Origin of the sequence: Marivirga lumbricoides (genome assembly GCF_014636295.1) — a bacterium.
GTDB classification, from domain to species: Bacteria; Bacteroidota; Bacteroidia; order Cytophagales; family Cyclobacteriaceae; genus Marivirga; species Marivirga lumbricoides.
Genome location: NZ_BMEC01000012.1, coordinates 175719 through 188836 on the forward strand (window position 1 = coordinate 175719; position 13118 = coordinate 188836).

The following is a 13118-nucleotide window of genomic DNA, read 5'->3' on the forward strand; positions in this document are numbered from 1 at the left end:
TGTATGGCCACACCTTATCAAACCACACGAAAAGCCAACGCTGAAAATTCGACAGATACTGCTCAAAGCACAGGGTACCAGGATGCTTATCAGGAAAATGAGAGCTATGGATATAGTGAAACAACTCAAAGCAAAAACCAAGGATCCACCACATCTGCAAATTATTATGCAGTAGCTAATCATGACAACGAACTATACAATTGGCTTTATCAGGTTCCTAACCCTACCTCCTTTCAGGATGGAATAGTTAACCTACAGCAATATAATGATCAAGGTGAACTGAAAATGTTCCCATTTGTGGTAGTTGATAATAGTGCACACCCCTGGGTAAAGGTGTATATTACTATCAACGACACCAAGAGGTTTGGCTATATCCATGCGGACATAGCCTTACAAATGTTAGATGAGGTGGTTGTAAATAATCACAATATCAGTAATCAACCTTCCGTGGTAAAAGCTGAAGATGGTGCAAATATTTATAGGACACCAGGTGGAGAAAAACTTCAAAAAGAACCGCTTACTTTTAATGAAGAGGTTTTTGTTATATCAGTTGATGAATATGACTGGGCGCATGTAAAATATAAAGGACAGGAAGGTTATATAAACATCACACGCTTAAATACAGGGATTCCTATGCCTGGCACAGGTTCCAAATTATATAAAATTAAGAAAGGAGATACGCTTGAAAGCATAATTAATAGCAAGTTCAAATTACAGGAAGGTGAGGACAGAAGGTTTTATGCCAATGTGCTCATGCACATTAATAACCCCGGAAATAGAGACAACAGAGGCATATTTATTAATGAGGACTTTGATTTCTTTGGGGGCATCACTCCTTCTTATGATCGATTCCATGTAAAGGAAAATTTCCTGATCTGGATTCCGCAGAAAGCTTATGCAGATGCTTTAAAAGGAAGTATTAACTCAGGATCCTACAGAGAAGAAATTAAAAGAAAGATCAGCAGCTTTGGAGAAATTATCAGCACTGTGGTGGATGAATATTGGCCTGTAAACTGGGGGGCATTTTACGGGTCTGAGATAGGAGCCACTTTTGCTTACCCTGTAGGAGTGGATTCACAGGTTGAAACCTACTTCTTTAGAAAAGATGAGAATACTATTGCATTAAAAAAATACGACAGGTTGGCCTTAGGCTTAGACACAGGGGTAAGTGCAGGATTTTATATCGGAGGGAAGAACTCTAAAAAAGGATCAGCCGGGTTAGGTGCTCAGGCGGGTGCCAATGCTGAAGTAAAAGGAGCTGTTTACGGGATGGCAGAATATGAATTTCCTATTAAAGATGATGATGCTATTTTGAGTGCCTTAATGGCAATTTTAAAAGGAGATAGCACTGCAGTTAACCTTGCCACATTATTTCTGGATGCTTTAGGAGGAATGCAATTGAATCCTTCCCATTATATGACTAAAGGTAAACTGGCTTTAGGTGTTGAAGCACAGGTAAATGCAAGTGCTTCCATAGGAGCAAAAAAAGCAGGCACAGACAACCGGACGGAATCATACACCCACAAAGGAAGTAATGCCTCAGATAAACAAGCTGATAATTACGGAGGTACTGCTTTGGAAATGATAGACCCTCTGAATAAAAAGGTTAAATTAAAAGACTTTGCTCTTAAATACTTAAATATTGGTGCTGAAGCATTGTTAAAAATTAACCCTAAAATAGGAGTAGAATTTTCCCGAAAACTAAAGCATGAGGGTGAAGTGGTCTCTGTAAGTGAGCAGACCATGGACATATTTATTGAGATGGGAACTCAGGCTAAGTTGCAGGCTAATTTATCTGTTTTAGGAAAATTAGGGCCCGTTTTTGACAGAGGTATGGGTTTAAAAATGAGCTTTACAGCCAAATCAGGAGAAGAATGGTCAGCCCCAACATTTAGCTTATACACTATGAGTGGAGAGCTTGACTATTATGATGGCGGAGGTGCTTCGCAAGCCGAGTTAGATTTGGGTAGTGATATAAAATCAGTTGGTGATACCTTAAAAAATATAAAAGATGCTGACTTTATTAGTTTGGTAAAGGACATCAAATTTACTAAACGCGCAGTAATAGCCGGCTTTATGAGCAGATCGGCCAGGATAGCAAAGACTAAATCTGATGAGCAAAAACACTCTCAAAAAGCAGACTACAATAACTTCCTGCTCACTTCAGAGGCATATTTGGATGTGGTGGTAGATTTGGGGAAAGTAGAAGAACAAGTTTTAAGCGACATAAAAGATTTAGTTAAGGAGTCATTTGCTGGAGATTCCATTTCAGAACGTTTTTTAAATGGTTTAAAAACTATCATCGATTGGAGTAAAGGAACATTAGAGTCTATAAGAGGAAATGGTAGTCTCCCAACAAATCAACTATTTATGAAATTTACTTCTTTATTAAATAAAGCTATTCAGTCAGACATTTTTCCTTCGGTTATATTCCATGCGCGTATTGGAGCTGGTTTTGCAGCCGGGGCTAATTTAGCCTTAGGAGCTAAAGTTAAACTTTCTGGCAGTATTGCAGGCGGATTTGTATTTGAAATGGACGTAAAAGATTTGTTAAAAGATTTTATCAGAGGAGAAAAGACCCAAGACTTTATTGCTCAATTTAATCAGGACAACCCTACCATTAATAATGAAGTTGCTACTGAACTGGAAAATCAGTTTAGATCTTTAATTGATAGTTAGTAATTATTAAAACCTGCTATTTCTGAATATACTCATTTCCATGAATATCTACATAATAATAAATACCATCTTTTTTAACTTGAATCAAACCATCTTCTCCAAAAGCATCATCTGAAAACTCCTGGTAAACTATTGGTAAAATTTCATTTCCCATATAATCAATAACTCCTTTTGTACTGGGGTCGGTACTAAAATCCAAAAGCTTAAGAAACTCATTTTGCTTTAAATCAAAAAAAGAATCCAATTGATATTCCGATGAAAATAATATTTTCCCCTCTGCATTTATTAATTCAGTCGCTTGTTTTTCGTTAGGTCTTCTTGCTTTAAACTGATTCTGATAATAATAGGTAATATATTCGTATTGAGGCTCAACTGTCCACTCTCCTTTGTCATTTATAATTCCCACCAATGTTTGACCTGTGCTGTCTTTTATACTGGCAACAGCATGCCCTTCATGAAATTGATCAATATTATGGAATGAAGAAGTCTCAAGCTCTTCCCCTGAGTTAATATTAATAAGCCCATATTTAAACTGCGGATATTCTCCTCTTGCTATAATTCCTACCTCTGGATGGCTATTAATTAGAAAGGCATACTGACTTAAATCCAAAACTTCCTCCCCTGTCGTGTTTATCAAGTAATTTCTATCACCATTTTGCACCCATGCTCTTCCGTATATAAACGTATTACTTTCATCAAAAGTCTCCTGAATAAATCGATGGAGATTTGTGTCTAAATAAAGATATCTCCCATTTTTTTTGCACCAGATGTGAGGAAAACCTCCATCTCTATTAATGTATTCTAACCTTTCATATTCAAATGGGAGGATGATTTTTCCGGTGGCATCTACATAGCCCAATTTACCTTCCAGTCTGGCTAAATACCATCCTAATTCTTTTATATAGCCCATACGCTCAAAGCCAATAGGAATCACTTCATTACCCACGGTATCAATGATGCCCCATTGGCCACCCAATAATTGTACCTGCCAGTGGCCCGGATGGCCTGAAGGTGCCATACGCGTATACTTAAAATCAGTAATATAATTTCCTTCCCTGTCAATCATGGCAATGGCTTCTTCTGCATTATTCAATACAGGCGCTCTGGTCCCGGAAAAAGGATAAGCCATAGGCCATTGTGGCTCAATCACCATTTCACCAGCTTTGTTCACGTAGCCAAATAAGCTATCCTTGGTGCGAAAAGGAATTAATATATCATCTGCCAATTTAAAGGTATCTGCTAATGGTGAATCATGCTTTTTAGATGAATTCATGGTTAATGATGCTTTATTGGTTGAGTTTTGCTTTTGACATGCACTGGCGGCACAAAGGATTGAAATAAAAAAAAATAATAAGCTTCGCATGGTTTGGCTCCAAATGTTCAGGGTCAAAAATAAAGGTTTATTTTAAGATTGAAAATAAGAAGCAGGCTTATTAAGTCTTATTGAATACCGCAAGAAGACAGCCCTAAAACTTCTCAACAGAATCCTGCTGGATTCGTATTCCTTATTAATAATTGATCAATAAAAATGGGGAACAAAAAATCCGCTTATGTATTGGCACGCCTTCCTATAGGCTTTAGCTTTTTAGGACATGGAATTGTACGCTTACCAAAATTAGCCGCATTTGCTCAGGGAATGGCTGAATCATTTAATAACACTTTTTTACCTCCTGACCTAGTGCTTCTTTTTGCTTATGTACTTCCGGTGGTGGAACTTTTAATAGGTTTGTTACTCATTTCAGGCATAGCCATTCGGCAAACTACCATAGCAGGCGTACTATTGATCTGCCTTTTAATATTCGGATCAAGTTTGCAGGAAAATTGGTCAGCTGTAGCTACACAAATGTTCTACGGACTATATCTCTCCCTACTCCATTTGTTTAACAAAGAAAATAATTATTCACTTTTCAATAGTAAAAATAAAATTCAATGAATTTACAATTAGAAAATAAAACAGCATTAGTAACAGGTTCTACCGCAGGCATAGGATATGCCATTGCCAAACAATTAGCTTCGGAAGGAGCAATTGTTACCATAAATGGTAGAAAGGAAGAATCACTGATTGAGGCAATAGATCGCTTAAAGAAGGAGACCGGCAATGAAAACATCAATGGAATAGCAGCTGACTTTGCTAAAAAAGAAGAGGTTACTCATTTAATAAAATCTATTCCTGATGTAGATATACTTATTAACAATGTAGGAATTTTCAATGAAGTCGATTTTGCTGACATTACTGATGAAGAATGGTCTGAGGTCTTTGAAATTAATGTAATGAGTGGAGTGAGACTTTCCAGGCATTACTTTCCTAAAATGATGCAGAAAAATGAGGGAAGAATTATTTTTATAAGTAGTGAGTCCGCATTAAATATCCCAACTGAAATGATTCATTATGGAATGACTAAAACTGCGCAACTCTCTATTTCAAGAGGCTTAGCCCGTTTAACCAAAGGAAGTAATGTAACTGTAAATGCTATATTACCAGGGCCAACCTGGAGCAGAGCTAATGAAAATGGTTTGAAAGCTCAGGCAGAAAAGGAAGGCAAAACGTTGGAGGAGGTTTTAAGAGATTTCTTTGAGAAAAGAAGGCCAACTTCCCTCACACAAAAATTCGCCTCTACGGAAGAAGTAGCTTACCTGGTGGCTTATGTGGCAAGCCCACTTTCAGCTGCAACCAATGGTGCCTCTCTAAGAGTAGATGGAGGTGTAGTTAATTCTATTGTCTGATGAGACTTAATTTATTCATCAAAAACATTAAATCAATGTCATTTTGTCTTTATTTTATCTAATTTCAACAAAATATAGGACAATTAGTCAGGTTATTCAGATTGGTTTTTAGTTTGTTAACTAAAGATAAAACCTAAAAAACGAAACAATGAACTTAAATGAATATACCATAAAGTCTCAGGAAGCCATACAAAAGGCAGCTGAGATGGCGCAGTCCAATGGGCAGCAAGCCATTGAAACGGGACATTTATTGAAAGCCATTCAGCAGACAGATGAGAATGTGCTTTCATTTATCTATAAAAAACTTAATATCAATAAAGGCCTGATGGAAAACAGGTTGGAAGAATTATTTGGAGGCTATCCAAAAGTAAGTGGCTCTCAACCTTATCTTTCTAATGACGCACATAAAGCACTCACCGAATCCAAGAAGTTTCTAAAGGAATTTAAAGATGAATATGTGGCTATTGAGCATCTCCTTTTAGGTCTTCTAAAATCAGGAGATAAGGTAAGTGCCCTGCTAAAAGATGCAGGTTTCGGTGAAAAGGACCTGATTAAAGCCATAAAAGAGTTACGTGGAGGGGATTCTGTGAAAGATCAAAATGCGGAATCTAAATATCGTTCTTTAGAGCGCTATTCCATTAACCTGAATGAACTGGCTAAAAGTGGTAAAATTGACCCGGTAATTGGCCGGGATGAAGAGATCAGGCGAGTATTGCAGATACTTTCCCGAAGAACAAAAAACAACCCTATACTTTTAGGAGAACCGGGAGTAGGTAAAACTGCTATTGTTGAGGGTATGGCTCAAAGAATGGTCGATGGCGATGTGCCTGAAAACCTTCGCGACAAAATCCTTATCTCTTTGGATATGGGATTACTGGTAGCCGGAGCCAAGTACAAAGGCGAATTTGAAGAAAGACTAAAGTCAGTAATCAAAGAAGTTACTGACTCCAATGGACAGATTATTCTTTTCATTGATGAAATCCATACGTTGATTGGAGCCGGAGGAGGTGAAGGCGCAATGGATGCAGCAAACTTGCTAAAGCCAGCTTTGGCAAGAGGAGAGTTACATGCAATTGGTGCTACTACTTTAAAAGAGTATCAGAAATATGTAGAAAAGGATAAAGCACTGGAAAGAAGATTTCAGGCGGTGATGGTAGACGAGCCTTCTCAGGAAGATGCTATCTCAATTCTGCGCGGAATAAAAGACAAGTATGAGGTGCATCACGGTGTACGCATAAAAGATGATGCGGTAATTGCGGCTGTTGAACTTTCTACACGCTATATTTCAGACAGATTTTTGCCTGATAAAGCCATTGATTTGATGGATGAAGCTGCTGCTAAAATGCGAATTGAAATAGATTCTTTACCTGAAGAACTGGATGAATTAAACAGAAAAATCATGCAGTTGGAAATTGAGCGGGAGGCAATGAGGCGTGAGAAAAATAAGGATAAAGAATCTGTTATTAACAGAGAATTAGCGGATCTTGATGAGAGAAGAAAAGACTTACGTGCCAAATGGGGAAGTGAGAAAGAAGTAATTCAGGGCATTCAACACCAGAAGGAGCATATTGATAAGCTGAAATTAGAAGCCGAACAGGCTGAACGTGCAGGTGATTTTGGTAGAGTAGCTGAAATACGCTACGGAAAATTAACGGAAGCTGAAGCTAAGCTGAACGAATTTCAGACTAAGATGAAAGAAATGCAATCTTCCAGCAGTCCTCTTTTGAAAGAAGAAGTGGGAGCAGAAGAGATTGCTGATGTGGTAGCTCGCTGGACAGGAATCCCTGTGACAAAGATGTTGCAAAGTGATAGAGAAAAACTGTTACATCTGGAAGAGGAATTAGGTAAAAGAGTGGCAGGACAGAAAGAAGCAATTGCGGCTTTATCCGATGCTGTAAGAAGAAGCCGAGCAGGTTTGCAGGACCCCCGAAAACCAATAGGCTCCTTTATTTTTATGGGAACCACCGGTGTGGGTAAAACTGAGCTGGCGAAAGCGCTGGCAGAATACCTGTTCAACGATGAAAATGCAATGGTTAGGATTGACATGTCTGAGTATCAGGAAAGGCATTCTGTGAGCAGACTGGTGGGTGCGCCTCCGGGCTATGTTGGTTATGATGAAGGTGGGCAGCTCACTGAAGCAGTGAGAAGAAAACCTTATTCAGTGATTTTGCTGGATGAGATTGAAAAGGCACATCCTGATACGTTTAACATTTTGTTGCAAGTGCTGGATGATGGAAGACTTACCGACAATAAAGGCAGGTTAGCCAATTTTAAAAACACCATCATCATCATGACTACCAACATTGGCTCTGCTTTAATCCAGGAAAGGTTAAGTCTGGAAAATTTTGAAGGAGATGAATGGAAAAAGGAACAAATTCTGACTGAAACCAGGAACGAAGTATATGAGCTATTGAAGCGATCAGTAAAGCCGGAATTCCTCAACAGGATTGACGAAACCATTATGTTTGAACCACTTAATACCGATATTTTAAGGCAGATCGTAAGCATTCAGTGGAAAGACATCCAAAAGCGATTGAAGGAAAATGGAATCCAGGTTGATGCTACACCGGAGGTATTGGATTATCTTGGAAGAATAGGTTATGATCCTCAGTTTGGAGCCAGACCACTGAAAAGGTTAATTCAAAAAACCATTTTGAACACTCTTTCAAAACAGATACTGGCAGGTGAAATTAGTAATGATAGCACTGTTTTGGTAGAGATGGAAAACGGTGAGATTGCCTTTAAAAACGTAGAGGATATTGAGATAGAGTAAATCTTTAAATATCAATCCGTAAAAAGCCGTGGCAAAAGATTTTGTCACGGTTTTTTTAATCAGCAGAGAGCAAGTAAGCAAATCCTGTTGCTCAGGTTCTTGTATGATATTACATTTTACTATTTAAAAGCAGTTTTATCGTTTGAGAGTAGTCTAAAGCACAGAAATTAAGTGTTAGTTTGTTTGCTTTTGTGTGATTATGCTCTTAAAGCACTTCATACTTTTTCCATTGATGAAAAAGTATGCAAAAAATCTAGGTAAAATGATGCTTCTACCCACAATGCCCACGCTATCCCGCCATTTTACCCTCCCTCCCGCTTTTTCGCTTATGGCGAAACTGGGGGAGTTAGTCCTTAATAATTTCTGAAATAACTTCCGCCAATAAACGTCAGGGAACCTGTTTTCCTACAACTTACATTAGTAGGTTAAAATGAATGAATTGGGAATAACTGGGAGGAGAAAATGAACAAATATACAACTACAAGAAAACTTAAGCAGATTAAACAAATTTGCTTTAATTTATTTAGTGCAGCATGTGCAACCGGGAATTCTGCTAAAGCGTTTTGCAATTACCAAAAACACACGCTCAACTTCACTATAAGATATGCAACTAGGCTACCACGCTTCCCACGAACAATTTACACCACAACACTTATTAAAACTGGTGCAAAAAGCTGAAAAAGCAGGTTTTCAAGCAATACTTTCTTCGGATCATTTCCATCCCTGGAGCAATAACCAGGGTGAAAGTGGCTTTGCGTGGAGCTGGTTAGGTGCTGCTATGCAGGTTACTAATTTGGAATTTGGTATTGTTAATGCACCCGGACAGCGTTACCATCCAGCAATAATTGCTCAGGCAATGGCTACTTTAGATGCTATGTTTCCAAAAAGGATATGGCTGGCAGCAGGGAGCGGCCAGGCTGTAAACGAAAGTATTACAGGAGATAAATGGCCTTCTAAAGAAGAGAGAAATACTCGTTTAAAGGAATCTGTTGAAGTAATGCGTAAACTCTGGAAAGGAGATTATGTAACTCATAAAGGAATGATAAGAGTAGAAAATGCTAAGTTATTTACAAAGCCCACTCACACTCCCACTGTTTTTGGCGCTGCGTTAACTGAAAAAACTGCTAATTGGGTAGCTGAATGGGCCGATGGTATGATCACGGTCTCTAAGCCACTTGATGAACTTAAAAAGATGGTCTCAGCCTTTCAGGAAAATGGTGGCACAAAGCCTATGACACTGAAAGTACAAGTATCATATGCCGAATCAGAAGAAGAAGAAGCCTTAGATGGAGCATGGCATCAATGGAGAAATAACATTTTCCCCAGCAAACTTCTGGCTAATTTGGAAACACCCGAACAATTTGAAGCGCTTGGTGAAAAAGTAAGAAGAGAAGATTTAAGAGACCATGTAATAATAGCCAATAAGCCTGAACCACTTATTGAGAAAATAAAGGCATTTTCGGAGATGGGGTTTGATAGAATCTTCATTCACAATGTAAATGAAGATCAGGAAAAATTTATTGAGTTTTTTGGTAAGAAAGTAATTCCAGCGTTCCAATAAGATCTATTACAATGAAAGTTATTATGAGGTAATAATTGACTAAAGTGAATAACCAACAAACCTAATCTACTGTAATATTAATAAATACTCCAATGTTCGAAAACCAAATAAACTTTGCTCGTGAAAGCGGGCGGGAAGCGCGTGGAATTGTAGCGTGGTTCGCCAGCTGACGAATCTTGATTTTTTCTATCTTTTGCATCAAGTCTTCGCAGTTTGATAACTGAATCTCAAGGGAAATAACAAACCTTTTGATGCAACAGAAAATAGTAGTAAAGCTAAAGTTTTCCTGCTGATTTAAATCTGTGCGGCTATCCCCTCGAGGGGATTATAGGGGTGTCATTCGGTAACCAGCCTCAAGAAAGAAGTTTAGCTATCAGAGCTACTTATATAGTAGACAAAAAGATTAAGAATAAAATTTGGTTTTAAATATTCTTGGAATTTAAATTCAATGCTCAATAAAATTTCCGTTTGTTAATGTTTTGGTTTTGTACATAAATTTAAATTTTACGAATATCAATATAGAGTTTATAGTGAAATTTATTTTTAGTGAGAAGCCTAATCTATCTCAATAAGCTCTTCAATTCTTTTTCTGAAACATTCAACAATCCTACTTTAGGTAACCTTCTTGTCAGTTCTCTCCAATTAGCATCCTGTTTATAAATACTTTGCAACATCGATGAGGCCTTATCTATCTTTTTATCATTCGCCAAAGTGATAGCAGTCCAGTATTGCATTTCAAGGTTGGCAGGAAACATTTCCATGGCTTTATTGTATTCCTCCATTGCAGCAGCCATTTCATTTTTTTCCACATGCAAATCTCCTCTATTCATGTGCTCATAGGCACGATAAACAGATAACAATCGATCTAATTCCTGAATCGGATTTGCATGATCATCTACTCTTAAATCCAGCAAACGGTCATTCCATGGTTCATCAGTAGCTTCGGGAGCAACAATAAGCAATGCCGCAGACTGCTTTCCACGGATATCTCCTTTTTCGCCTTGCGCAGCTTTTAACACTTCTACCATTCTCTCAGCTAAAGGCAGGTTGTTATTTTCTTTCCAAGCTTTTTCCATTGCCGGGACTACTTTATCATTTAACATCATATTAGCCTGCACGGAAAAATTTTCTCCATTGGCATGCCCCGCCTCATCTATGCAACTTTTGCCCGTATGTGTAGCAACCCTGCCCTTTGTATCTAAAATAGCCACCTGTCTGAATTCTTTTCCTTCATCATCACTCAATAAAATATCGAGAGCTTCCTGCGGTGATTTTCCCTCTTTTAAAAGTTCCAATCCTCGTAAACCAAATGATTTATTGGTGAAAGATTGTGTTGCCACTACTCCCACTCCGGCTTCACCCCAGGAAACTGCGGTACCCACGCTAAACCAATGACTTTGTACAGCTACTGCCATTTCTCCTGTTTTGGCATCACGCGCCACGATGGAATAAGTATGGGCTAATGGATCTGATGGCTTTTGATTTTGGGCTGAAGCTGAAAAGCAGATAATAGTGAATATTAAAGCAAGAATAATTCTTATCATAAACTTTTAAGTTAGAAAATTAAGGAAGTCATTTTTTTATGACACCTTATAAATATTGAAAAAATTAGTCTATAAAACAAAGAGCAAATAATGATCTTGACTTAAATAGAAAAACTGGACACCCATTCCCACTTCTTTAAATTGTTTAATAAAAATAGATTTTGTTCAATATAATTGACTTAAACACACATTTATTTGAATATTTACCTGAAAAAAGTATAACCGAATAGTATAAACTATTAAATATTTCATCTACTTTTAAAGTTATCACAAAGTGCTACACCCTTACCTGACCTTACTAAAATCATGAAGAAATCAAAAACTATCCTCCTCAGCTCTTTACTATTTACATTATTTATTTTTCAAACCACTGCCCAGGATTGTTCTTGTTCAGAATCATTTGAAGCCACTGTGGGTACCTATGAAAAAAACTACTCCCTTTTTATTTATAAAGTCACGGAAGAAAACAAAGAATTATATCAGGCTCATACTGATTTAATGCGTAAAAAAGCTAGTGAGGCAGAGAATTTGGTGGATTGTAAATCAGTTCTTGAGCAATGGTTGGATTTCTTTAGGGATGGGCACGCTTATATCCGCATCTCTGCAAAATCAGAACCAAAAGTGGAAAAAATTACTATCTCAGAAAAGCAATTTAAATCCGATTTCAAAAACAAAAACTATGATAAAAACCCTCTACTGGGTATATGGCAAAATGGTGCTTACACTGCAGCACTTATTCCTAATCCTAAAACAAACAATACTAAAAGAGATTATGTGGGGGTAATTATTGAAACTACTAATGAAAAATGGAGTGAAAATGAAGTGAAATTTGAGTTGACTACTGTATTTGGAACTAACTACAATGCAAGTTTTATGATGAGTGACCATTCACCTAAATCTATTACTGCGCAACAGGTAAGTGCGGGAAAACTAAGCTTCGAAGGGTTAGGCGATTGGATAAAAATCTGGCCTCAAACAAAAGAGGAAGAACCTCAAAACATTGTAGACTTAAACTACAATAAATTCCACTATGCTGAATTAGATGGCATACCTTATCTTAGGTTTCCAGATTTCTGGACAGTAACACCAGAATATGTGGATAGCATTATGCAAGCAAACCATGAAAAGCTTTTAGCTGCGGAATTCATTATTGTAGATGTAAGAGACAACGGAGGAGGAAATGATGGCACTTATTATCCCATTTTACCTTATTTGCTAAATGGACCTATTCAAATCCCAAACACAGGCTATTGGATGAGTGAGTACAACATACAACAATTTCTAAATACCAGTGATTTGAAAGAGAAAACCTACGAAGAATATACCGAGGAGCAACGTCAGACATATGATTACCTTATGAGTTTTAAAGATTCAGTGTATTTTGAGTACCCTGATAATTATTTTTATACCTACGAGCCCGACACACTTTACACGTGGCCTAAAAAAGTAATAATATTAGTGAATGAAGGATGTGGAAGTTCATGTGAAACTTTCGTTTATCGTGCCAATCAAAGTGAAAAAGTAGTAGTCTACGGACAAAACACTGCGGGCGTAGTAGATGGCTTTAATGGACTTTCCAAAGATATAGGCTGTTTTAAATTAACTTATCCTTCTTCTTACAGAGCCATGGATTTGGATAAAAACCCTATTGACCCCTACGGTATAGCACCGGACGTGTATATCAATGAAAATATTGATGCATTACCCTATATGATAGAGCACATGAAAATCCTGATTAAAAATGAATATTCTGGTAAGAAGTAATTTTAAGAGAAAATGAATTTGCTGTATTTATTTGACAGCTGATAATCGAATGATCATGTAGCTTTGATCTAAT

At 37.5% G+C, this 13118-nt stretch carries 8 protein-coding genes; 6 read left to right on the top strand and 2 right to left on the bottom strand.

Features of this window, described 5'->3' with window-relative positions; genetic code table 11:
- Positions 1-3: 3 nt before the first annotated feature.
- The gene (locus IEV85_RS18200) at positions 4-2679 is read left to right on the top strand and encodes a hypothetical protein (protein WP_188466128.1); all 2676 of its coding nucleotides are present in this window, start codon (positions 4-6) and stop codon (positions 2677-2679) included.
- Positions 2680-2695: 16 nt separating this feature from the next.
- On the opposite strand, the gene IEV85_RS18205 is transcribed toward IEV85_RS18200, so the two are convergent.
- Positions 2696-3952 carry a WG repeat-containing protein gene (locus IEV85_RS18205; RefSeq protein ID WP_188466130.1) on the bottom strand — a complete coding sequence of 419 codons (1257 nt, stop codon included), beginning with the start codon at positions 3950-3952 and terminating at the stop codon, positions 2696-2698.
- 255 nt (positions 3953-4207) lie between these two features.
- Between IEV85_RS18205 and IEV85_RS18210 the strand changes: the two genes are divergently transcribed.
- The 4 genes from IEV85_RS18210 (at position 4208) to IEV85_RS18225 (ending at position 9737) form a co-directional block, all read left to right on the top strand.
- The gene (locus IEV85_RS18210) at positions 4208-4612 is read left to right on the top strand and encodes a MauE/DoxX family redox-associated membrane protein (RefSeq protein WP_188466132.1); all 405 of its coding nucleotides are present in this window, start codon (positions 4208-4210) and stop codon (positions 4610-4612) included.
- Positions 4609-5403, top strand: coding sequence for an SDR family NAD(P)-dependent oxidoreductase (locus IEV85_RS18215; protein WP_188466134.1), 795 nt, complete (start codon positions 4609-4611; stop codon positions 5401-5403). Before IEV85_RS18210 ends, IEV85_RS18215 begins: the two co-directional genes overlap by 4 nt.
- A gap of 148 nt (positions 5404-5551) precedes the next feature.
- A complete protein-coding gene (gene clpB / locus IEV85_RS18220; protein ID WP_188466136.1) occupies positions 5552-8176 on the top strand; it encodes an ATP-dependent chaperone ClpB in 2625 nt (874 codons plus the stop codon).
- Between the two features lie 604 nt (positions 8177-8780).
- Complete coding sequence (locus tag IEV85_RS18225) at positions 8781-9737, top strand: TIGR03885 family FMN-dependent LLM class oxidoreductase (RefSeq protein ID WP_188466138.1); 957 nt, start codon at positions 8781-8783, stop codon at positions 9735-9737.
- Between the two features lie 560 nt (positions 9738-10297).
- On the opposite strand, the gene IEV85_RS18230 is transcribed toward IEV85_RS18225, so the two are convergent.
- The gene (locus IEV85_RS18230) at positions 10298-11281 is read right to left on the bottom strand and encodes a DUF1028 domain-containing protein (protein ID WP_188466140.1); all 984 of its coding nucleotides are present in this window, start codon (positions 11279-11281) and stop codon (positions 10298-10300) included.
- 306 nt (positions 11282-11587) lie between these two features.
- Between IEV85_RS18230 and IEV85_RS18235 the strand changes: the two genes are divergently transcribed.
- A complete protein-coding gene (locus IEV85_RS18235) occupies positions 11588-13045 on the top strand; it encodes a S41 family peptidase (protein WP_188466143.1) in 1458 nt (485 codons plus the stop codon).
- Positions 13046-13118 lie beyond the last annotated feature (73 nt).